Origin of the sequence: Fodinibius salicampi, assembly GCF_039545095.1 — a bacterium.
Classification (GTDB): domain Bacteria; phylum Bacteroidota; class Rhodothermia; order Balneolales; family Balneolaceae; genus Fodinibius; species Fodinibius salicampi.
Genome location: NZ_BAABRS010000002.1, coordinates 455,387 through 478,110, shown reverse-complemented (window position 1 = coordinate 478,110; position 22,724 = coordinate 455,387). Strand labels below are relative to the sequence as shown.

At 42.8% G+C, this 22,724-nt stretch carries 19 protein-coding genes; 2 read left to right on the top strand and 17 right to left on the bottom strand.

What is annotated here, in order from left to right:
* Window positions 1-401: 401 nt before the first annotated feature.
* The 17 genes from alr to ABEB05_RS09795 all read right to left on the bottom strand — a co-directional run bounded on the left by alr (window position 402) and on the right by ABEB05_RS09795 (window position 20,960).
* Window positions 402-1,559 (bottom strand): alanine racemase, encoded by a 1,158-nt coding sequence (gene alr / locus ABEB05_RS09875; protein WP_265789735.1) that lies wholly within the window; start codon window positions 1,557-1,559, stop codon window positions 402-404.
* A gap of 24 nt (window positions 1,560-1,583) precedes the next feature.
* Window positions 1,584-3,563, bottom strand: a complete 1,980-nt coding sequence (locus ABEB05_RS09870) for a hypothetical protein (protein WP_265789734.1) — start codon at window positions 3,561-3,563, stop codon at window positions 1,584-1,586.
* Between the two features lie 40 nt (window positions 3,564-3,603).
* A complete protein-coding gene (locus ABEB05_RS09865) occupies window positions 3,604-4,818 on the bottom strand; it encodes an ATP-grasp domain-containing protein (protein ID WP_265789733.1) in 1,215 nt (404 codons plus the stop codon).
* Window positions 4,819-5,018: 200 nt separating this feature from the next.
* The gene (gene argJ / locus ABEB05_RS09860; RefSeq protein WP_265789732.1) at window positions 5,019-6,230 is read right to left on the bottom strand and encodes a bifunctional glutamate N-acetyltransferase/amino-acid acetyltransferase ArgJ; all 1,212 of its coding nucleotides are present in this window, start codon (window positions 6,228-6,230) and stop codon (window positions 5,019-5,021) included.
* A 57-nt stretch (window positions 6,231-6,287) separates the two neighbouring features.
* A complete protein-coding gene (gene argC, locus ABEB05_RS09855) occupies window positions 6,288-7,325 on the bottom strand; it encodes an N-acetyl-gamma-glutamyl-phosphate reductase (RefSeq protein ID WP_265789731.1) in 1,038 nt (345 codons plus the stop codon).
* Window positions 7,312-8,511, bottom strand: a complete 1,200-nt coding sequence (locus ABEB05_RS09850) for an aspartate aminotransferase family protein (protein WP_265789730.1) — start codon at window positions 8,509-8,511, stop codon at window positions 7,312-7,314. Before ABEB05_RS09850 ends, argC begins: the two co-directional genes overlap by 14 nt.
* 72 nt (window positions 8,512-8,583) lie before the next feature.
* On the bottom strand, window positions 8,584-9,453 hold the full coding sequence (argB, locus tag ABEB05_RS09845) for an acetylglutamate kinase (protein WP_265789729.1): 870 nt from the start codon (window positions 9,451-9,453) through the stop codon (window positions 8,584-8,586).
* Between the two features lie 180 nt (window positions 9,454-9,633).
* Window positions 9,634-10,752, bottom strand: a complete 1,119-nt coding sequence (locus ABEB05_RS09840) for a bile acid:sodium symporter family protein (protein ID WP_345694269.1) — start codon at window positions 10,750-10,752, stop codon at window positions 9,634-9,636.
* Window positions 10,753-10,917: 165 nt separating this feature from the next.
* Window positions 10,918-12,216 (bottom strand): mandelate racemase/muconate lactonizing enzyme family protein, encoded by a 1,299-nt coding sequence (locus tag ABEB05_RS09835; RefSeq protein ID WP_265789727.1) that lies wholly within the window; start codon window positions 12,214-12,216, stop codon window positions 10,918-10,920.
* Between the two features lie 63 nt (window positions 12,217-12,279).
* Window positions 12,280-13,251: an RraA family protein gene (locus ABEB05_RS09830; protein ID WP_265789726.1), complete on the bottom strand. Its 972-nt coding sequence runs from the start codon at window positions 13,249-13,251 to the stop codon at window positions 12,280-12,282.
* A 384-nt stretch (window positions 13,252-13,635) separates the two neighbouring features.
* Window positions 13,636-14,094: a hypothetical protein gene (locus tag ABEB05_RS09825; RefSeq protein ID WP_265789725.1), complete on the bottom strand. Its 459-nt coding sequence runs from the start codon at window positions 14,092-14,094 to the stop codon at window positions 13,636-13,638.
* Between the two features lie 52 nt (window positions 14,095-14,146).
* Complete coding sequence (locus ABEB05_RS09820) at window positions 14,147-16,630, bottom strand: PAS domain S-box protein (protein ID WP_345694268.1); 2,484 nt, start codon at window positions 16,628-16,630, stop codon at window positions 14,147-14,149.
* Window positions 16,631-16,811: 181 nt separating this feature from the next.
* A complete protein-coding gene (locus tag ABEB05_RS09815) occupies window positions 16,812-17,363 on the bottom strand; it encodes a TlpA family protein disulfide reductase (protein ID WP_265789722.1) in 552 nt (183 codons plus the stop codon).
* Window positions 17,329-17,988 (bottom strand): hypothetical protein, encoded by a 660-nt coding sequence (locus tag ABEB05_RS09810; RefSeq protein WP_265789721.1) that lies wholly within the window; start codon window positions 17,986-17,988, stop codon window positions 17,329-17,331. The genes ABEB05_RS09815 and ABEB05_RS09810 overlap by 35 nt, the downstream gene beginning before the upstream one ends.
* Window positions 17,989-18,093: 105 nt before the next feature.
* A complete protein-coding gene (locus tag ABEB05_RS09805) occupies window positions 18,094-19,002 on the bottom strand; it encodes a restriction endonuclease (RefSeq protein ID WP_265789720.1) in 909 nt (302 codons plus the stop codon).
* A 124-nt stretch (window positions 19,003-19,126) separates the two neighbouring features.
* Window positions 19,127-20,272, bottom strand: coding sequence for an aldose epimerase family protein (locus ABEB05_RS09800; protein ID WP_265789719.1), 1,146 nt, complete (start codon window positions 20,270-20,272; stop codon window positions 19,127-19,129).
* 118 nt (window positions 20,273-20,390) lie between these two features.
* On the bottom strand, window positions 20,391-20,960 hold the full coding sequence (locus tag ABEB05_RS09795) for an NlpC/P60 family protein (RefSeq protein WP_265789718.1): 570 nt from the start codon (window positions 20,958-20,960) through the stop codon (window positions 20,391-20,393).
* A gap of 92 nt (window positions 20,961-21,052) precedes the next feature.
* Between ABEB05_RS09795 and ABEB05_RS09790 the strand changes: the two genes are divergently transcribed.
* On the top strand, window positions 21,053-21,775 hold the full coding sequence (locus ABEB05_RS09790) for a pyridoxine 5'-phosphate synthase (RefSeq protein ID WP_265789717.1): 723 nt from the start codon (window positions 21,053-21,055) through the stop codon (window positions 21,773-21,775).
* Between the two features lie 47 nt (window positions 21,776-21,822).
* On the top strand, window positions 21,823-22,710 hold the full coding sequence (gene era / locus ABEB05_RS09785) for a GTPase Era (protein ID WP_265789716.1): 888 nt from the start codon (window positions 21,823-21,825) through the stop codon (window positions 22,708-22,710).
* The last annotated feature ends 14 nt before the right edge of the window (window positions 22,711-22,724 follow it).

The window sequence follows — 22,724 nt, the reverse complement described above, 5'->3', positions numbered from 1 at the left end:
TATTATATTATATTCGGTGGCAAGTTAGTATCCCCATTCCAGCCAACATTTATTAACTTCTACATGAATATTATACGGGATGAGACAATATTATCTACGGACATTCTTTACGAAACCCCAAATTATACTTCCCTACAAATTCAAACTACTGTACTATTTATTAGAAGAATGATCATCCCTGTAGACCTCCTCTCATCTATCTACTCGTTAATATATTGCCTATCATATTAACATCTATCAATACCTAATTTTACTACCGAATAATTCAAATGCTACCCTGAAAGGCTTTGAAGTCAATTACCGTAACGACGGCAAGGGCCAAGACCAATCCGAATTTAACCAAAAAATTTGCTGACAGGTCAACATCTTTCACTAATAAAGTTTTAAGATACATCTCTGTATCATGATACTACCTTCCGATTTATGGCTGCAGGCAAGCGACTTATAAATTCGTTATTTATAGCATCACTTACTTCAGTAAAGGATTTAATAGTAATGGCATTTTTTTCCTGGCTTCCAATCATTACTACTTCATCACGGATCTGGACATTTTCGATATCCGTCACATCTACCATGAAAACATTCATATTTACAGATCCCACAATAGGAGCACGTTCTCCCCTGATGAGTACATGTCCTCGATTCGAAAGGCTACGTGCATAACCATTTCCATATCCCACTGGAATCACCGCTATTTGCATGTCACGGGATGCACAGTAGGAAGTACCATAACCAATAAAATCACCCTTTGGTACTTCCTTGAGATGCATAATATCAGTTTTCCAGCTTAGTACTTGTTGTAAAGGATTATCCGATACCTTGTTTTCCTCCAACAAATGCAGATTATAAATATCCGGACTTGGCCACAGCCCGTACTGTGCAGTACCAATCCTAACTAAATCCATAACCGTCTCCGGAAAAGCAAGCGCTGCCGCCGAACAAGCCGTATGCTGCAGCCTTGGATTAATACCTGATGATTGGATATAATCGACCATTCCCCCAAACTTTTTTAGCTGCTGTTGAATACGAGATTGATTAGAAAGCGACTCTATACCTGCGTAATGGGTGCAAACTCCTTCCAGTATAAGTTGGTCTGAATGCTTTTTAATCTGTTTGATAACCGCATCCAACTGATCTTCTTTCAGACCGGTACGATTGCCACCTGTTTCCAACTCCAGATGAATATGGGCTTTTTCATCTATCTTTTCAGCTACTTCTATCACACGTTTTAATCGATTGTAATCATAGACAAAAAACTCAATCTGTTGCTCAATTACCCAGGGAAGGTCCTCAGGATACAATATCCCCATGATCATGATATCTGCATCGGTAGTCCGGGCGTCAATCACTTCTTCCGCTTCATAGCTTGATGCTACCGCAAAATGGCGGATACCACACTTTTCAGCCATAGGAACAATTTCTTGTATACCGTGCCCATATGCATTGGCCTTTACAACGGAAGATATAACCGTATCATTACCGGCTTTCCTGCGGATAAAATCAAGGTTGTTTTGCAGCGCCGACTGACTTAGTTCAATTCGGGATGAATGACGTTGCATATCAGATGAATTTCTTTAAACTGGTTAATCAGACCACGTATAAGACTTGCCCCAACTGTTGCGTGCCATTTCAATGATTTGCAAAACTTTTTTATCCGGAACGGTCTGCGGATCAGCCAGATCAGCTTTTAAATAATGAAAAGCATATATCCGCGAAGCAAATTGGTAAAAGGGAAGTGAGGACTCCCCATAGCGCTCACCTTTTCCGGCCACGGTGGGTTCGAGTCCCGGTCCCCAGGTCTGCCGACCTTCGTTATTGGGATTGAGAAAATAAACACGCATCTCTCCCGCATGTTCTGCGACGCGAAGAATAGAAACCGCATGAAATCCCAAAAGCTTACCGCTTGATGAGGTAATAAAGATACCTACAGGATTTGGATAGGCTAGATCGTGACCACCGTTATAGGATGGGTGATGTGTAGCATAAAAGGTTCGAACGAACTCCTCGTAGTTCGTAATAGTATCAGTCGTAACATTATAAGCCGACATAAACCCATTCGGAATCCAGTGCCCGTACATTGCCGGATTTACCCATTTATGGCCATCCTCAGGGCGGAGTGCACAGCGGCGCATCATTTCATTATACAGGCGGTCTAAATGGGGTACCAGTACAATAGAAACCATATCCAGATGGTAATCCAACTCCTTAGCCAACCCCTTGAGCAATTCAGATGAGTTCAATTCGGTTCCTTCGAAACGCATAGAGAGATTATTCTCGGTAGCGGCAGCAATAATCATATTCAGCAGCTTACCTGGGGCGTGACTGCTCCACAAACTAATTCCACGGGCCGACTGACAAGTGGGATTCCATCCCTGGCCAACGCCAAGCGGTTGTCCCAACACACTCAGGGCATCTGCGGTAAGCAGTGCTTCCGGTGTTGGATTATCCGCCTTATGGGCAAGGGTAGATTGAAGAATATTTTCCCTGACCGAAGGGTCCATCTTTAAATTTAAAAGGCGTTTTAACCCTGTTTCAACTGGTTGGTGTGACAACAAATTTCTCTCTAAAAGTTTACCCAGTCCATATATACTGCTATGGGTAGCCGGGGTTATAACTCGGGTAATCAGCTCTTTGACAAATGCTTTATGTTTCATCAGTTCCGCCTTCCCGGATTGATTCAAAGCAAGCGCCTGATGGATTCGTATCGGTTGATTTACCACCTTGTTAAGCAGAATACTATTCCACGGAGTGGTTAAACCGGTTGAACTCATTGCCTGCCCCAGTTGCAGGCATTCTGATTTAAGCTGTTCAGGATCAGCCTGTTCGAGATATTCCCCATAGGCTTCCAAAGATAACTCCGGGTTATTACGTAAATAAAGTGTGGGACTGTACAGGCAATCCACATATTCACGAAGACTTTGGTCGGTGGCCGATTCTGAATTAAGGCTAAGCTCTTCCTTAACAAACTGAAGAATACGCTGTACGCGGTCGGTTACAATCGGCCGCTGAGCACAGATCATTTCTACCTCTTCCAGAAGATTTTCCTTTATCCCTTCCAGTGGAATTTCCTCTACCAGTAACTCAAACAATTGCCTGATCTTGGCCCACTGTTCTTTTGAAGTTTTGCGGGCTTCTTCCGTACTTTCCGGAAAAAGAAATTCCAAATTATTGGCCAAAACTTTCTGTAGAAAAGTTCGGGCTTCAGCGGCAGTGATATTTTCATCCTCAATACGGCCTTTGGCAATAGCGAGAAGGCGCAATTCACTCAATATCTCAAAGTCTGCTGCTTCGCCGCCTGATTTTAATGTGCCCCCTACCAGGGTGGGTACTAATGAATGAGGATCTTCCCAAGCTGATCCCTGAAAGATCTGAGCTTCATAAAGCTCTTCAATACGATTATATAGAAACTGAAGACCATCAGGGCTCTCCGTCAGGCGATGGACGGCACTCATAAGCCGGGGTTTATACTGTTCTACACCAAATGATTTCCCCTCACTCAAATTTTTAAGTGCCTTATCAAATTGAGCAATAATCTTTTTAGGAGCGTCAACAGATATCTCCATTAAATGGGGATAAAATTAAATTCGTATTGCTATTATTTTCTTATACATAGAAGTCAACCTCTCGGTAATGACGAAGTAACTCCTGCATCCGTTTCGGATCTTCTCCCTTAAAGAAAATAGTGCCATAGTGGTTCCCAAATCCTTCGCGGTCATTCACTTTATGCGGACTTGGCGGATAAAGCGTATGCTCTTCAAAATACGAGTCTTCTTCCAGCTCTTTCGGAAATTCCAGCTTGGTGATATGACCTCGTTTAGGATACACCATCAGGCTTCCGTGATAGACATCAGTTTTAGTATCATCAGGAAAAAAGTCGTCCAGTTCCTCCGAAGTTGTACCCGGATCGCTGCATAAAACAAGAGCCTGTATGGCATCAAATCCATATGATTTGCTCACCAGTTCCAGAATATGTCCCCCCGGTATGCGACAGGCTACCTCTCCAAAGCTCAACTCATCGTTTTCTGTGAGAAACCATTCCGGATGAATCATTCCGTATTCTATACCAAAAGAATCTACCAGCTTTTGCATTGCCTTTTTGATTGCCGGACGTTTTTCCTGCAATTCCGGACCCGCCGGTACAAAATTGGAGTATCCGAGACGGACATATTCAGTAATATTCAAAAATTTAATCTCCCCTTCATGGATAAAAGCCTCACAGGAAAACTCCTTTCCAGGTAGATGACTCTCAACCAAGCAGGGAAAATCCTTATCAACAACTTTATCCTGTATATCACTGCGGGAGCGCAGCAGTTTATGACCTACGGTCCCGGCTGCGGCAAAAGGCTTCAGATGTATCCATGCATCCTCTTCGCCCTCCAGCTGTAGGTTAGCTTCATTGAGTCGGTCCATAAACTGATGGATTTGCGAGGTGTTGTATACCTCTTCAAATAAACCGACCCGCAAACCGGCTAATAGTGCCTTCCGCTTCATCATAGCTTTATTTCGGAACAGGTAAGACCGGTTCATTAGCCTGGGATCTTCACGGAAAATCGAATTTAATGCTCCGGCCCATTCCACCGTTTCCTCAAAAAGAGGTACCGCATAATCCGCATCAAAGGCTTTTAGCTTTTCAGCAAGCTGCAGGGAGTTTTGGGTTTCATCCCAGTGATTAAAATCCCAGCTTACAAAAGGAATATCATGTTCGTTGGCATAATTTTCAAAATCGGGGAAACTGACAACTACATAAGGTTTATCCAGTTTCTCTACGCTTTCAATGGCAGGGAGACTCCATCCAAGCAGGACAACACAATTTGACATAAATATTATATTTGATTCAAAATCCCGTGATCGTGATAAGGTTGTACAACTAATTTTATAAGCTTATCGTTTATACTCTTTCATACCTAAACTTTTCTGCCTCTAATAATAAACAGGCAGAAATTCCGGATTTATAGAAATCTCCCAATATTACTGATGAAGTACATTCAGCTCACTATAGCTAAACTAAATTTATAACATTAGGTAGTATATTCGGCATTGATACGGATATATTCATAAGAAAGGTCAGGTCCCCATCCTGTAGCGCTAACCGATCCTTCGTTGAGATCAAGGATTATGACGATATTCGAATTCTTCATTGCTTCTTTGACCTCGGAGCGGGCTTCTTTTATAGGTTGCCCATTTTTAAGAATTTGCACGCTGTTCTCGGCATTTGAACCGATATACAGGTCAAGTTTATCGGGATCAAAACTTACCCCTGCACGTCCGGCAGCTCCGACAATTCGACCCCAATTGGGATCGGAACCGAATACAGCCGTTTTAACCAGGCTTGAATCGGAAACGGTCCGTATGATCTTTCGCGCCTTCTCTTCGGTAGCCGCCTGTCGTACCTGATACTCAATCAACTTGGTGGATCCCTCACCATCAGAAACGATCAACTTGGCCAGATGAGTACAAAGCTCTTCCAGATTATTATAGAATTTCTCGTAGTTTTTGTCCTTTTCGGTTATTTTTTCATTGCCAGCCATCCCGTTGCACATAATGCCCACCATATCGTTTGTGGAGGTGTCCCCGTCAACGGTAATCATGTTAAATGTTTTGTTGACGGCACTGCGGAGTGCTTCATCCAATAGGCTTTGGGAGATAGCAATATCGCAAGTAATAAAGCCCAGCATAGTGCCCATATTCGGATGAATCATACCGGATCCTTTAGCTATCCCGGCCATATTAATGTTCGTCCCGTTGATATCAAAGGAAGTGAATCCTTCTTTGGCGTAGGTGTCGGTTGTTAAAATAGCGTTGGCCGCCAGAGATCCCGCCATTTCACGATCAGATAGTTTTTTTACGCACTCGCGAATTCCATCCAGCACTTTTTCGGTCGGGAAGGGTTCTCCGATAAGTCCGGTAGAAGCAACCTGAACACTTTCTTTTGGGATACCAAGAAGCTCTGCCGTCGTTTCCGCCATCGCTACAGCCCCTTTCCATCCTTCTTCGCCGGTACAGGCATTTGCATTTCCTGAATTAATGATGAAAGCCTGGGCCTTGCCACCTTTTATATGCTCGCGGCTTAGCTTCACTGGTTCAGCGCAAAATACGTTTTGGGTGAATACAGCCGCAGCCGTCGCGGGTACTTCGGAATAGATGAGGGCAATATCTCTCCGTTTGGATTTAATGCCCATGTGAGCGCCCCAACACTTAAAACCTCGAACGTGAGTAATATTATTCAGCATGTCTGACTAAAATGTATATTGGTTAATAATTTGGTATTGATAACAAATACAATTGGATTACGGACTCAGCGGGATGATGTCAAGTCCGGTGCGTTCAATATATCCGAACATAATATTCATATTTTGAACTGCTTGCCCCGCTGCTCCTTTTACAAGATTGTCGATCGTAGAAACGGTGACAATCTTGTTTGTTCGCTCATCATAAGTAACGTAAATATCGCAATAATTGGACCCACGAACATTTTTAACATTCGGGGGATCATCAACAACCCGTATAAAATGCTCTTTTTCATAAAAGCTGAACAAGGTATCCTCAATAAATTTTTTATCTAACTTCCGTTTGGGTGTGGAATATGTGGTCGTCAGAATTCCCCGGTCGATTGGAATCAGATGGGGAGTAAAGAGAATTTCTGTCTTATCACCGCTGTACCTTTCAAGTGAGGTTTGAATTTCCGGAGTATGACGATGATTTCGAAGCCCGTAAGCCGAAAAATTTCCGAATACATCGGGGAAATGGGTTTTGGGGCTGGCCGTTGCCCCGGCCCCGGTCACTCCCGATTTCGAATCGACAATAATATTGCTCTGATTGATAAAATTATTTTTCAACAGGGGAGCCAGAGCCAGTATTGCCGACGTGGGATAGCAGCCGGGATTGGCTACCAGTTGGGCATTGCGTATCTCGTTCCGGAACAATTCAGAAAGTCCAAAAACTGCGTCGTCGATGGAGTCGGGATCTAAGTGTTTCTTCCCGTACCACTGCTCATATATTTCTGCCGACTGTAGACGGAAGTCCCCGGAAAGGTCGATTACCCGAAAATCCTCATATCCCCAATCCTTAATAAAATCCATGGAAACGCCGTGGGGCAGCGCCAGAAAAACAAGATCGAGATCATAGTCCTGAAGCTTTTCAAGCGGTTCAAGTACCATGTCGGTCAACCCGTTAAAATGGGAATTTACTTCCGAAAACTTCTGTCCTGCTTTGCTTTCCGAGGTTATTATGTCAATCTGTACCTTGGGATGATTCGTCAGCAAACGAACCAGTTCCGAACCGGTATAACCGGTAGCTCCAACAATTCCTATTTTATGCTTTGGCATGTTCTTTCTCTACTTCTTTTATAGATTCAACGAGTACATCAAATATTTTGTCCAGTTCATCCTTTGTGATAATTAGAGGCGGCACAATTCTCATCACTGTATCGGAGGCGCAGTTCGAAAGCACTCCTCGCTCCATCATTTCTTCAACAACTTTTCCGCCTTCAAAGTTAAGTTCAACGCCTATCATCAGGCCTTTTCCGCGCACTTCTTTAATGGCATCCCAATCTTTGGCTACGGTGCGGACTTTATCCATAAAGTATTCGCCCTTTTCGGTTGCTTGTTCGGCTAAATCGTTATCGATAATGGTATTTAATGCAGCAAGAGAAGCAGCACAAGCCAGTGGATTACCGCCGTATGTAGTTCCATGCTCACCGTGACTGATAGCCGAAGCTACTTTCTCCTGAGCGATAACAGCTCCTATGGGGAATCCACCGCCCAGAGCTTTGGCTGATGCTATGATGTCAGGTTTAATATCGTAATGTTGATAAGCAAACATCTTGCCCGTACGACCAATACCGCACTGAATCTCATCCAGGATAAGCAGGGCATCGTGTTGATCACATAACGCTCTTACTTCTTTTAAATACGTTGATTCAATCTGATGAATACCTCCCTCACCTTGTATAGGTTCTATGATTACTCCAATAGTTTCATCATCAATCTTACTTTTAATCGCACTAATATCATTCTCCGGCACTTGTTCAAATCCACCGGGCAGTGGTCCAAATCCTTTCTGATATTTTTCCTTCCCCATGGCAATGGTCCCGAGCGTACGCCCGTGGAAGCAATTTTTCATTGATATAATTGATCCCTTCTTTTCTTTGGTCGATGCATATTTTCGGGCCAGTTTTATAGATCCCTCTACCGCTTCGGCACCGCTGTTACACAGAAAGGCGCGGTCAAGTCCGGATACTTCTGCCAGCAATTTCACCAGTTCGCTCTGGGGCTCGCTGTAGTAAAAGTTTGAGATATGAATTAACTTAGCTGCTTGATCTTGTATCGCTTTAACAACCCTGGGATGACAATGCCCTACGCTGTTCACGGCAATGCCGGCCAGGGCATCCAGGTACTCTTTGCCATTTGTTGCCTTAACATAAATCCCTTTCCCTTCGGTGAGAGTTAGAGGATATCTTCCGTAGAGATCAACATGATAATCATTTGCAATTTCCTGTGCGTGATCTGGCATGAGTGTAATATTTTATGTTTGATTAATCAGTTTGACAGTAGTATAAACAGAAATTTCCAGCTTTTATATTAATCAAGTTTCCTTACTGATGAGCGTGCCGGAACGCCCTTCTGTAAAAAGTTCCTCTAAGATACTCCGCTTTTTGGTTCCATTGATAATACGAGCTGACTCCACGCCACCCTTCAGTGCAATTATACAAGATTCTACCTTGGGAATCATTCCACCTACGATGGTCTTTCCCATTTCAGCCTCGGCTTTTTCCAACGTAATATCTTTTACAAGTGATTTTGGATCATCTTTGTCAGTAAGCAGGCCATCAACATTGGTCAGGGCAATATAACATGCAGCATCTAAGGCGCCCGCCATGTGTCCAGCAAACATATCGGCGTTAATATTATAATCACGGTTGTCTTCGCCGGAGGCTACAGGTGAAATTACAGGAATATAATCTGATTTAATAAGTGTTTTCACAAGGGCCGTATTAATCTGTTTAACATCACCAACATGACCGAGATCAACTTCCTGTTCTTTACAGTCCACCGTTAGCTTATGGACGCGTTTTTGTGCTGTAACCATGCCTCCATCCTTACCGGATATTCCCACAGCCTTATGTCCGGCGGCATTGATCATCCTAACGATCTCTGAATTGACACTGCCACTTAGGGCCATTTCCACATATCCCATTGTCCGGCTGTCAGTCTTGCGGTGACCTTCAATAAATTCCGATTCTACGTCTACCTCATCCAGCAGCTTTTTGATAGCAAGTCCGCCACCGTGCACAATAACTGGTATTATCCCGTTATCCCTGAGCGTTATGATATCAGAGATAACATTCCTCTTTACATTATCATCTCTCATAGCGTTACCGCCGTATTTAATAAGCACGATCTGATTCTGCAGCTTCTTAACAAGTGAAGCGTTATAAGTTTCCGTTATTTCCAAGGTTTCTTAATTGGATTATGGATTATTATGAAGAAAGAAAACTAGAATTAGGATGAATTAATTTCACACTTTGTTTTTTAGGGAAAGTTTTTCTTTAAGCTACCTCTTATTGTACTGATACGGCCAATACAATTTATATAATAAATTCAACATGGCAGTCGAATCAGTAATTTAGGAAGCTTACTGTCCTTCCTCTGCAATATGGTCCTGTTCCGCCTCATCAACCAGTGTCTTGCGACGCCACCAATTTGCAAGAGCGGAACCTGAAACATTCATCCATGAACCAAAAATGACAGATGGCACCCCAACTGTTGCGATCTTACCCATTTCAACAGCAATACCCGACGCCATTCCGGCATTTTGCATACCAACCTCAAAGGCGATGGTACGGCATGACTTTTCATCCATTCCAAACAGGCGGCATCCCCAATAGCCCAAAAAGTAACCGGATAAATTATGGAGTATGCCTGCCAGAATAATCAGAAATCCGAGTGTTAGAATGGAATCCCGACCTCCAGCCGTCATAATGCCAAGAATTACGACAATGGCCGTCATTGAAATAGTGGGCATGATGTCATCCAGCCATTTGGCTTTGCCGTGCAGATAGCGATTAAACAAAATGCCAAGCACAACAGGCAGAATAATCATATTGATGATACTCCACATCATCTCCAAAAAGTTGATGGGGACAAATTGTCCGGCCAAGAGCTGCATAAGTGATGGAGTGAGTATAGGAGCCAACAAGGTACCGACAGCTGTTAAGGTGACCGACAGAGCCAAATTTGCCTCGGCAATATAAACCATCACATTTGAAGCAACTCCTCCGGGAGAAGAACCTATCAATACGATACCGGCTGCTATTTCCGCAGAAAATCCAAAACTCAGAGCCAACGTAATTCCGAGAACGGGCATAATCGTAAACTGGCAAAGAAGTCCAATCAAAACTCCTTTGGGCATCTTTACTACCTCCACAAAATCCTGAATACTCAACGAGGTCCCCATGCCAAACATAATAATCTGGATAAGTGGCACAATAAGAGCACTCAACTCAAAACCACGAAGTTCAGTAAAATACCCTGGATAAAACATAGCCGCTGCTACAGAAGCAAATACCCAAATGGAAAAGGCGAAATCTTTGAATATCGTATCCGTGCCCCGAACTCCTATTGCCAAGGCTATAAACATGGCAACAACAAATATCCCAATTATTCCCGAACTGTAACCCAACATTAACAGCACAAATATCAACCCAAAGCAAATAAGGCTTACAAATCGTAAAATCTTGTACAGTAGATTCATCTAAAGGTAATTATCTTTAATAATTTTACATTTTATACTTCAAAAAGATTATCAAATAGTGCCTGGATAAAATCGATCCGGGTGAGAGTTAAAGATACCGGATACTTCTCCATGCTGATTTGCAGCCGGACTGATCACATGGAAGCACCCGACTAAATCGATTGGTTATTCAAAAAAGGGATATCCCTCCGTAGCATACTTGCGCATTCCTTCTTCATTAATCTCTACCCCAATACCGGGCTTTTCGGATACCGGCAGATATCCATCCTCATCAACCATCGAGCCCTCAAAATCAACGATTTCCTTGAACATTTCATCTTCGTGGAAATAGATCTGCCACTCCATGATCATAAAATTAGGCACAGAGGCGCAGACATGTGCACAAGCCATCGCCCCCAGGTAGGAAGACACCATATGTGGTGCAAAGGGAATGTAATAGAGTTGGGCAAGATTAGCGATCCGCTGCCCTTCTCCCAGCCCCCCGCACTTCTGCAGGTCCGGCATAATCATGTCAATGGCTCCGATCTCAAAAAGCTCGCGAAAGTCATTAGCGAGATATAGATTCTCCCCGGTACACAAAGGGGTAGTGGTTTCCTCCTGGATATACTTGTACGCCTCAGGATTTTCGGCCGGAATTGGATCCTCCAGCCACATTAAATTCAGGGGCTCCAATTTACGGGCTATTTGTTTGGCCGAGGGAAGATCATAACGACCGTGCATATCGCAACAGAGGTCAACATCGGGCCCCACCTGTTCGCGGGCAGCCGCAATCTGGTTATACATTCGTTCCACTTCTCCCTGGCTGGCCGTCCAGTTATACCGGTCCCACCTATTTGGATCATTGGCTTGATCCAGATCAAATTTAACAGCCGTCATTCCGTAATCCACAGCCGTTTGGGCATTTTCTGCAAAATCCTGGGGAGAAGGCTGACTCGACTGATACAGAGCCGTATCCATATACACCCGTACCCGGTCGCGAAATTTTCCACCCAGCATTTGATATACCGGAACTTCCAACGCTTTACCTGCCAGATCCCACAGAGCCGTTTCCACCGCTGCCAGGGCTGCCAGATACATCCCCGATTGAGCGCCGCCAAAAACCCCACTTCTCCGTATCTCGTAAAACAGACGATGCACATTTAAAGGATTTCGCCCCTTTAATCTCCTTCCCCATCCTAATACAAGTTGATCGGTTCCACGAACAGCATCGGCCCCTTCACCATGGCCAACGATATCCTGATTGGTATAGATCTTGACAAAAAGATGGCTGCCGCCGCGAATGTACCCTACCTTTAGATCGGTGATCTCGAGATCAGAGGGGCGGGAGTATTTTTTCGTATTTTTCACAGCACTTTCCAGCTCCTTGCCCATACCGGCAAAGGGTGCCGCTGCAAGCGCTCCCGCTCCCAGCACACCCTTAGATAAAAAAGACCTTCGGGAATACTTATTGTCTGAATTTTCCATGATAGAATTGTATTAAGATTTATAAATTACATTTCCTGAATGGCAGCCATTCACCTGTGTCACCTACCAGGTTCGCTCATCCAGCAACTCCTGTATCTGTTCTTTCGGAACCGGCAGTTCATCCATATGATCTTCGAGCCATTGTGAGAAATCTTTTTCGATCTCTTCCGTCCAGCGGGCATCAATCTGATCGGCCCCGTAAACCCCTTCCCGTATTCGCTGCTGGCCAAACATATCCCGAAGCCGTACGATCTCTGAGGTTGTAACTACTCGCTCGGCCAGATGCGGCGGAATAAATATAACTCCTCCATCTCGTCCCAGCACTATATCACCCGGCATTACCATCACTTTTCCAATGCGGGTTGGGGCATTAATGCTTACCAGGGTAGTATTGAGTTCACCCTCCGGATTATTAAGATGATGAGACGGATGGTAACTGCGGAAAAAGGAAGTAAAATCTTCGATTTCTTTCAGCCCCGCTACATCACGGAGGGCCCCATTATAGACAATGCCATTACCGGAATTGGTATAAATAGCATTTCCGACATTATCGCCGATAGTGGGCCCATCTTCATGAGCTCCGAATTGGTCAGCCACATAAACATCCCCCTGCTTAAGCATCGCTACCGGCCAGGCGTTTTGGGATCCCGTCCGACCGGCTTTTTCTCCTGCACGTTCAAGTACTCTCTGCACATCGGGCCGGCCGGGCATAAAAGTTGCGGTTAGCGCCCGTCCAACCAGTACACTATCTGGGTTGATGGTTTCCCAATTTTCGGTATACTGGTGCTCAAAGTTCTCATTACGCAGTACTGCCCAGGCTTCCTCGAGCGTCACTTCTTCCATGCGTTCCAGGATTCCTTCAGGAACTTTCGGGCGTCCATCCGGATAGCGCTCTCCCTCCCACTCAGGTGTTAGTGCAATGACTTCCTGTTCTGACATCTGCACATCCACATCCTGAGCTATTACAGATGCCTGAATAAAAAGGCAAAATAGGAGTGTAACAACCGAAGAGAAAATTATGTTCTTTTTTGTCATTTTTTCAGAAAGATTTTAAAACGATTAAGATTATTTATCAAATCAATGATAGGGGAAGATATTCCCTCAACATGAACCAAAAGAATTAATTTGTATTATAAGACTTAGTATCCCGTCAAATTCAAATATTTGGCTTGTCGCCAACAGTATCATCCCCCAACACATTGAGGATTATAACTAAGAGGATCATTAGTACTTGGCAACCTATCCCAGAAAAAAAGAGTACAATATCAAATCCTTTTATGCAAAAAGATATTTTTTTAAACAAATACGAGCTGAAAAACATCCAAATTCTCGTCTTCTCCTGTACTTAGGATTAGTAGTTTTCCCTAAAAGAACGTCAGGTAGCCACATAGACAATATTGAAATCCCTTTATTTTCTATCTAAGAATGCTCTTTACCCAGATTTTTATCTTTTATCTTTTGCTCCAGATCAAACCTTTTAAAAAAGTCAAATTTAGAAAGGTATTCCCCAACCATATAACTAAGTAGCCAGGTATAAATATAGAAATTCAAAAGAGGGAGCACTGACAACAAAAAACCGAAAACAGAACTTTCCAACGGAATAAACTGATTAATAACGAATGGCAGAATCACGACTGCCAAAAAGACGATAATTGACTTGTACCATTTTGCCCTGAACAATTGCCAAAGCATAAATGGGGTAAACAAAACCGCTAATACACTAAGACCCAGCATAATTAAGCCATAGGGAAACCAAACAATTCCTCCTCCCAACATCCACGTGTGCTTTTCGTACTGCAGCCAATAGTATAACTCCCTGAGCGAAGACTCGTTTAGCGTTTCTGTATTGGCCAGTATATCCGCTTCCTTTATTGCCATAATAATATTAAACAAGGAACAACATCATCCGGTATTCAAAGTTTATCATAAGTTACATATTTGAATGGGATCCGGTTTTCTTTTCCTTAAAGCTGAATTTTAATTCAAATCCATCTTCTGTATCCACATCAAATTTTGCTTCGAGCTGCTTTAACAACATTTTAACAATGGTTAGGCCAAGGGTTTCTGAATTATCAAAATCCCTCCTGTCAAATCCCCGTCCATCATCCTGATAATGTACCTCGTAGCGATCTCCGCTCTTGCAAACATTAACTTCTATAACACCCTTCCCCTCCTCACTGAAGGCATATTTCAGGGAATTTGTCAATAATTCATTCATCAACATTCCCAAGGGAATTACTTCATTAATATTCATATCAATGTCATCTAACTCCAGGTGGATATGAATATTATCGCCTTTTTGGAGAGTCATCATAGCCGTATCCGTCAACTCAGATATATATCTTTTGACGTTGACGTATGAAAAGCTTGCGGACTGATACAAAAGTTCATGAACTTTGGCAATGGAATGAATACGATTTATGCTTCTTTCAAGAGGCATTTGGCCGTAACTATCTTGTGATAATTCCTGCAACTCAAGAGACAGGAGACCAGAAATTATAGCCAAATTATTCTTTACCCGGTGGTGAATTTCCTGAAGTAATACCCGGTTTTCTTCTTCTGTTCTTATCCGCTTTGTGACATCAATTCCACTGCCTATTACGTAATTTTTATCAGCCAGTTTTATCTGACTTCCATTCATGTAGTAATGATACTCTTTCCCGTCCTTTCCTATTAATATCGTTTCCAGCTCGGCGTATCCTTGCTGAAATGCTTTTCCTATCAGTCGTTTTGCCCTCTTCTGCTCGCGGGGTGCTACAAGAGATAACGCATTTGTTGCCTGTAATTCCTCAGCCGATAACCCAAACAACTTTTCAACATTTTTATTTGTTCTGGAAAAGGTAAGATCTTCACCAACCATATAGAATAGTCCCGGCAGGCTATCCAAAATATGGTTCAAAAGCGAGACCTGCCTTTTAATATGATCTTCCAATTCTTTCTGATTGGTAATATCCAGTATTACGGCCACATATACTGGCTTGCCATTGTATCCCTCTTTCCGCAATCGTACATCTATCGGATATACAGACCCATCAGAACGCTTGTGGATTGTGCTAAATGTCACTACTTCTTTATTAGCAAGATCTAACGGTCTTAGATATTTATCAAAATTCTGACAAATTTCTGCATCTTCAATAAGATCCAACGGTGTCATTTCCTGCATCTGATCTTCTGTATAGCCGGTATGATCCTTGGCCAATGAATTGAAGTAGACGAATTCCAGAGAATCTGTTTCGAAAATATAAACTTCATTCAGACTTTCTTCTATAATGCGATAAAGCTCCTGCTGCTTATTTTTTGCCTGTTCCTGCTCTGTTATATCCAACAGAATGGTATCCCAGATAATACTTCCATCCTCTTTCTTTTGGGGCGTTCCCCGGCCATGGATCCATTTCTCCCTTCCGCTCGGTGTTTCTATCTTCCACTTTTGATTCCATTTACTTAAATTCCTGGCCGAAATATCTACCGATTTTCTCACCTCCTCAATGTATCCGTCATCAATCTGTGACCACAAGACACCAGAATCAGCCAGCACTTCTTTGGGAGTAACTTCATGCAACTCTCTGACGCCCTCGCTAACATAAATAAATTCATCATGTCCATCCGGAAATCGCTGGTATCGATGAACCATACCATCAATATTATTGGCTATATTTCGCAGCTGAGATTCCTTTTCTTTAAGCTCTGTGATATCCGTCATACACCCTACCATTGCCACAGTCTTTCCCTCATCGGTGATAGGAGATTCATTGACTTTGACCCAAATTGTCCGACCATCAGTTCTTTTTAACTGCAGCTCATAAGGAGGCTGGGGATGACCCGTTTTAATAGCCTTTTCGGTCTTCTTAAGACCTTCTTTATTTTTAGGATGATCTGTAACAAATGACGTCCACTTTTGCTTTCCTTCTTCAGGCGTACATCCTAAAAAATATTCTGACTGTGGACTGAGATACTGTAGGTGGTGATCAGTATCGTGTCGATAAAACATTACCGTACTATGCTCAATGATGTCGCGCAGCTTTTGCTGAGCTTTCCGGGCTTTCTTTTCCGTCTTTTTAAGCTCGGTAATATCCTGTGTACTTCCGAAGAGGCGAATACACTTGCCCTCCTTCATCTTAGGCTCACCTATTGCTCTAACCCATCGCTCATTGCCCTTGTGTGTAATAATTTTGGACTCAAAAGTAAATGGCTCTCCTGCTTCAATGGCCAAATTTACAGCCGAACGAACTTTTTTACGATACTCTCCCTCTTTATAAAACTCAATAGCACGTTCTAAATCCGGGGTATAATCGGAATCAACCTCGTGGAGCTTTTTTATTTCATCAGACCAGTAAAGTTCTTCATTTTCTATATCCAGCTCCCAGTGTCCGATGTTAGCCAACTGATACGCTTGTTTTTTATACCGTACCTGCATAGCGACCCCCAATCCTGCATATGATATAAGCCCTTATCTATAAAGGCTTATTTAAAAAATTAGTGCTTTTTTCCCACTATAACAGATTTGTTTTAGAAATCCAATCAAAGAACAGTTTTTTACTATGATAAGCAATAAAAAGACAACACTTAACCAAGTGACGAACTTTAAATATCCCTCTCTATAATAGGTTCTGCAGCATTTTCTCAACGACTTCAATTTTTTCCGCTCCTATCCCTTTCATTTTGATAGTCCCGTCACTGTCGATTAAATAAAAAGTAGGTGTAGCGGTAATGGGATTAAAGGTATTCCAGGCCTCATCGTTACGAAGAACAAATATGCCTTGCTTAGGATTCTTTTTCAGATGTTCCTTCAGCTCATTCCGGTCTGTTTCCCGGGCCATCGTCATAAGTGTAAAATCCTCACAATATTCTTCTTGCAGTTGGTTTAAATCAGGTCTTACCTCTTTACAATAAGGACAGTATTTAGACCAAAACTCCAAGAGGACCGGTTCCCCAAAATACGAATGCAGGTTATGCTCGTTACCTTCCAGATCTGTTGCCTGAAAGTTGGGTGCCGTTAACCCGCGAACCGGGGCTTCTGTTTCATTACTTGGTTGCAGAAAAATTTGGAATCCCGTTGAATCAATGTAACTGACTTCATACGTATTCCCATTAATCAGAAAAGGTTGGGTAATATCAATCTTTTCGCTGGATACTAATGCCCCCCTCATCGGTAATCTGCCATTGGCCTTCAAACTCCCCGTTTTTATTAGCGTCAAGAAATAAGACAGTTCCAGAGTCTCGTTGATATATGGGCTTTTCTTTAGAGCGGGGACGAAGAAGAATATCAAAAGATTCTCCACCCAAATTGAGCGTGCCCGTTCTATGTTCGCTAATTCGGCCGTATCTCCAATCATCGATTTTTACAACCTGAAAATGTACCCGAATGCTGTCGACATTTAACGATTCCGGATAAATATCAACTAAAGCATCTGCAACCAAACGATCTCCCTGACGGACAAAATAGAGACTATCTTCATCAGTAAAGTCCGAATTAGCGTTTGTATCTACATAATATGTAGTATCACCCTTATTATTTTCATGTCTCAATACATGAATGTTCTTAAAGTCATCCCCTCGCGATAAAACAGCAACCTCCGGATATTCCCATTGCGAGGGATAGATAAAGTCCTTATTCAAATCTTCAAAGAAGATATTGCTCTTTCTTCCATATCCCCGTTCCCCGGACTCAGCTTCCGTCACTACCCTTTCTAGATCTACTTGGATTTCTCCTTCTTTATGCTGAGAGCAGCCGAAAACAAGCAGGCACAAAATAACCGTTAACAGCGTTTTCATAATGGAGATACTTTAAAATCTATATGATATCATTAAAGCGTTTATGAACATTAAAATACCTGTGCAATTTTGACTAGTTAGTTTGCTAAATCTAAATCTGAAATATTAGAGCGAATTTAGATTACAAAAAGCAATTGGAGTCCAAAACTCAGTTTTTAAAACTGAGTTAAGAATAGAATCAAAATCGAAACAAGATACTTGTGCAACTTTCAATACCTCTAGAAAACTGGAAGCATCCCAAAGCTCAATGGGTATAATACTTTTATTTGCTATATCGGCAGTGGCTCTAGAAACTTTGGTGAAATCCGAAGTCGTCACAAAGATTCCTTTTGTAAATCCTCCTAATATCAATGCCCCAACAAATGAGCGAATTGTATCAATCTGAATTTTATTTTTGGTCCTTTTTACCTGAACTCCTATACAATCTGAGTCGTTTTCAAGTAAAATATCAATCCCATCATCATGATTATAACTTGTCAACTTAACATCATATCCCAAATCTGAAAAAACACTTGCAACCACTTCTTCATATTTAATGGGATGCAATATATTCCGAGTCTTATATCTTCCGGACAGGAAAGATCGAATATCCTGAATGGGAGTAGATATATCAGATATATCGAATTCCTTTAGTACAGCTGATACTCCTGCTATAACCTCCCAAATCATATCTTTAGCTGCAAGAAATCCTCTATAGTCAGCAATCCACCAACCGCAAAATTCACATGCATAACAATATGAATATAAATCAGAAGATTCCTTATCCAGGATCTCAAAATATGAATCTGGAAGATCTGTGAAATATTCTGGAAATTTTCTTCTTGTTACATCAAGAAGATCTGTTTTGAACATTGAAATAAGATCCGGGGCATGGGTAAACTCAGTAACATCTAGAGCCCTTGAGTTAAGTTTCGCACCACAAAAAAAGCACGGCTTAAAACAAGTATTATAAAAGTCTAAGTTACAGAGTTTATTCAAATCTCTATACAGTTCATGATGTTGCCATATACTCATTGATCATATATTGCTCTCGCAATATCAAATATTTTATCAGCAGTATCGGTCCCATTTAAAATTTTAAGAGCGGTTTTTCCTTATTTATATGCCCCCCTTCTCTTTAAAACCGATTCCGCAATCATCAATCCATTGTATCGAATTTATAAATAGTGGTAGAACTGTAATCATCATCCGGAGTTATTAAGGTAGAAGGAAAATGGGAATGATGGGGCGAATCGGGGAAATGCTGGGTTTCCAGACAAACGGCCGATCGCGGACCGTAAGCATGTCCTCCTTTCCCAACCTGGTTGCCTTCGCCGGTAAGTCCGTTAGCGGTATATACCTGCAATCCGGGTTCGGTGGTAAACACTTCCATAATGCGTCCGGTTTCGGGCTCTATTAATCGGGCGGCCAGATCCATTTCTCCCGAATCCTTATTTAGTACAAAATTATGATCATAACCTCCTACATGCTCAAGCTGCTGGTTATCAGCATCAATACGGGCACCAATGGGCGTGGTTTCCCTGAAGTCAAAGGGCGTTCCTTCTACATCGCGCAACTCACCGATGGGAATGGCAGTCGAGTCTACCGGCGTAAACTGATCAGCATCTACATAAAGCTCATGATCCAAAATTTTTCCTTCCCCTTCTCCTTTCAAGTTAAAGAAGGCGTGATTCGTCATATTCAGGAAGGTAGGCTTGTCGGTGCTGGCAGAGTATTCAAGTTTAAGTTCATTATCATCGGTGACCGTATAGACAACACTCACATCCAGATTCCCCGGATATCCTCCTTCCCCATCCTCTGAGAAAAGGGTCAGCCTAAGGGTCTGGTCGTTTATCTGCTCAGCATCCCATACCTGGTGCCTGAAGCCTTGTTCCCCTCCATGAATGGAATGTGCACCATTATTTTCATCCAGGTAATACGTACTGTCATTGAGATTAAACTGGGCATTCGCAATCCGGTTGGCATAGCGTCCCATAGTGGCTCCAAGAGAAGCTATACCGTCAATATATTCCTGACCCGTTTCATATCCCAGTACTACATCGCCAAGCTCACCATTGCGGTTGGGCACTAACAAGGAAACGATCTTTCCCCCGTAGTTGGTAATTTGCACTTTCATACCTTCTTCGTTCTCCAGCGTATACAGATCAATCTGCTTCCCATCGTGTTCGGTACGGAATTCAGACTGCTCCACAGGAACATAGTTCGGGGATTGATCTTCATTAGTACAGGCAACAACACTTCCAACGATTAAAAGAGATACTAGTATTCGAATATATGAACGCATAGAAAACAAGTTAAGAGGAAAAAATTAGTGTTAGTGTATGACTTTCTAACATTGTTATGAATAAATATGTAACAGCAGTTTTGACATGCATGAGAATTACTCGTGCACAACAATTCGTTTACAAGACTCTTCTGGCCCCAAGGTATCTATTGGCCCAATACTTTTTGTTCAGCTTGCTTATAGTTACCCCGCTTGAAGTTGAAGCATGCATAAATTGTTTCTCATCCATGGCAATGCCCACATGGAGCGTTTTTCGTCCCGTTCGAAAGAAAATTAAATCACCGGTTTGGATAGCAGCCCGCCGGATGCCATTCCCCACATTCAGCTGAGTACGGGTATTGGTTGGCAGCTCCTTTCCAAAATACTCATCAAATACAATGTTGACGAAACGGGAACAATCGACTCCATTGGAAGAGTAACCACCTAAAACATAGGGCGTGCCCTTCCATTCGCTGTAGGCTTGCTCCAATAATGATTCGGTGCTATTCGCCTTCGAGGAAACGCTCATTGCCGTGATGGAATCTTGCCCAAACCCGGCTTTATCCTCGGTTCTTTCTTCTTTATTCGGGGATTGTGAATCCTCAGAAGCTTGCGAGGCTACCGGTTTGCCCGTCTGGCGGGCCACTCCGCACCCGATCAACAGGCATCCTGCCAGGAAAATGTTAACAATATTCTTCGGAGAAATCATGATTTTCTTTGTATTACAGCTTAAACTACTCCACTAAATGATCTATATTTAAAGGTTTAATTACAACTATAAAAAATAAGGCGCATAAATATATGCAACTTTTGGTAAATGTTGATCATGTTGCGACACTCCGTAATGCCCGCGGAGAAGGATATCCCGATCCCACTGAGGCCGCAGAAGTATGCGAAAAAGCAGGTGCAACCGGCATTGTGTTTCACTTGCGAAAAGACCGGCGGCATATCAGAGATGAAGATGTACACAAATTAAAAAAACAGGTGCAGGGTACGCTCGATTTTGAGATGGCGGCTACTGACGAGATGCTGGATGTATGCATTGAGGTAGATCCCCATTTGGTTACACTGGTTCCGGAAAGCCGGGAGGAACTGACCACGGAAGGCGGATTAGATATGGCATCGGTTTTTGAGGATTTTAAACAGCGGGTATTTTCCCGGCTGCGGGAAACCGATATTGCTACTAGTCTTTTCATTGATCCGAATAAGAAAGATATTGAACTAGCGGCTGAGTTAGGCAGTGATGCCATTGAACTGCATACAGGAACCTATGCGAACGCTCCGAACAAAGAGTCGAAAAAGCACGAGCTGGAGCGGTTAAGAAAGGGAGCGGTTTTAGCCCACGATCTTGGCATGAAAGTGAATGTCGGCCATGGACTTAATCTTACGAACCTGAAACCGCTGGTGGAAACCGTACCCCATCTACATGATATCAGTATTGGCCACGCCCTGGTCTCTTCGGCCCTTTTTTATGGATTGGATACGACCGTTAAGAAGTTTTTGCAAATTATGGAGAATGCATAACCCCTAATGGGAGCAATTGATGTTTCCCATCATTAAGTTTATTACCTATGGAAAATACCAAAGATCATCGATCCGGTTACGTAGCTATCATCGGCAAACCCAACGCCGGCAAATCCACGCTGATGAATCGCCTGCTCGGCAGTAAAGTCTCGATCACCACACACAAACCCCAAACTACACGCCACCAGATTCTGGGCATCCACTCCGAAGAAGACATGCAGATTATCTTTCTGGATACGCCCGGCGTTATTGACCCGAGTTATGAACTCCAAAAAGCGATGATGAAGACGGTAGATCGTGCCCGTACCGATGCCGATATCATTTTACTGATTGTGGATGTAACGGATTATGAAGTACCGGGACGTATTTTTAAAATGTTCTCCTCGATGAAAAACAAGAAGATTTTCCTGGTAATTAACAAGATTGACAAAACTTCGGAACAGCAGGCGGAAGTCGTTGCCAACAACATTCAGGAACGATTTGATTTTGATGACACGCTTTTCGTTTCGGCCCTCAACGGGGAGGGACTCCAGAACTTGATGGATACGATTAAGGCAGATATCCCATCCGGACCGCCATTCTATCCCAAAGACATGCTCAGCGAGCAGCCAGTGCGCTTTTTTGTGGCCGAAATGATTCGGGAACAGCTTTTTCTGCTTTACCACCAGGAAATACCATATTCCTCCACCATTAATATCGTGCAGTACGATGAACGCGATGATCTGGATTATATCAGTGCGGATATTATTGTAAACCGTGAATCACAGAAAGGAATCCTCATTGGCAAGGGAGGCAAAGCAATCAAAAAGCTTGGAAAAAATGCACGGGAAGTCATCCAGAAGTTTGTTGATAAAAAAATATACCTGGATTTACACGTAAAGGTGCGCGAAAAGTGGCGCGAAAATCCAAGCCATGTGCGTCATTATGGATATTAAACTACCAGCCAAAA

What these genes read in the sequence shown, in the direction of transcription:
- alr (WP_265789735.1), bottom strand. Translation starts at nt 1,559, where the DNA reads ATGCAACGTCATTCATCCCGAATTGAACTAAGTCAGTCGGCGCTGCAA.
- ABEB05_RS09870 (WP_265789734.1), bottom strand. Translation starts at nt 3,563, where the DNA reads ATGGAGATATCTGTTGACGCTCCTAAAAAGATTATTGCTCAATTTGAT.
- ABEB05_RS09865 (WP_265789733.1), bottom strand. Translation starts at nt 4,818, where the DNA reads ATGTCAAATTGTGTTGTCCTGCTTGGATGGAGTCTCCCTGCCATTGAA.
- argJ (WP_265789732.1), bottom strand. Translation starts at nt 6,230, where the DNA reads ATGCTGAATAATATTACTCACGTTCGAGGTTTTAAGTGTTGGGGCGCT.
- argC (WP_265789731.1), bottom strand. Translation starts at nt 7,325, where the DNA reads ATGCCAAAGCATAAAATAGGAATTGTTGGAGCTACCGGTTATACCGGT.
- ABEB05_RS09850 (WP_265789730.1), bottom strand. Translation starts at nt 8,511, where the DNA reads ATGCCAGATCACGCACAGGAAATTGCAAATGATTATCATGTTGATCTC.
- ABEB05_RS09840 (WP_345694269.1), bottom strand. Translation starts at nt 10,752, where the DNA reads ATGAATCTACTGTACAAGATTTTACGATTTGTAAGCCTTATTTGCTTT.
- ABEB05_RS09835 (WP_265789727.1), bottom strand. Translation starts at nt 12,216, where the DNA reads ATGGAAAATTCAGACAATAAGTATTCCCGAAGGTCTTTTTTATCTAAG.
- ABEB05_RS09830 (WP_265789726.1), bottom strand. Translation starts at nt 13,251, where the DNA reads ATGACAAAAAAGAACATAATTTTCTCTTCGGTTGTTACACTCCTATTT.
- ABEB05_RS09825 (WP_265789725.1), bottom strand. Translation starts at nt 14,094, where the DNA reads ATGGCAATAAAGGAAGCGGATATACTGGCCAATACAGAAACGCTAAAC.
- ABEB05_RS09820 (WP_345694268.1), bottom strand. Translation starts at nt 16,630, where the DNA reads ATGCAGGTACGGTATAAAAAACAAGCGTATCAGTTGGCTAACATCGGA.
- ABEB05_RS09815 (WP_265789722.1), bottom strand. Translation starts at nt 17,363, where the DNA reads ATGAGGGGGGCATTAGTATCCAGCGAAAAGATTGATATTACCCAACCT.
- ABEB05_RS09810 (WP_265789721.1), bottom strand. Translation starts at nt 17,988, where the DNA reads ATGAAAACGCTGTTAACGGTTATTTTGTGCCTGCTTGTTTTCGGCTGC.
- ABEB05_RS09805 (WP_265789720.1), bottom strand. Translation starts at nt 19,002, where the DNA reads ATGAGTATATGGCAACATCATGAACTGTATAGAGATTTGAATAAACTC.
- ABEB05_RS09800 (WP_265789719.1), bottom strand. Translation starts at nt 20,272, where the DNA reads ATGCGTTCATATATTCGAATACTAGTATCTCTTTTAATCGTTGGAAGT.
- ABEB05_RS09795 (WP_265789718.1), bottom strand. Translation starts at nt 20,960, where the DNA reads ATGATTTCTCCGAAGAATATTGTTAACATTTTCCTGGCAGGATGCCTG.
- ABEB05_RS09790 (WP_265789717.1), top strand. Translation starts at nt 21,053, where the DNA reads ATGCAACTTTTGGTAAATGTTGATCATGTTGCGACACTCCGTAATGCC.
- era (WP_265789716.1), top strand. Translation starts at nt 21,823, where the DNA reads ATGGAAAATACCAAAGATCATCGATCCGGTTACGTAGCTATCATCGGC.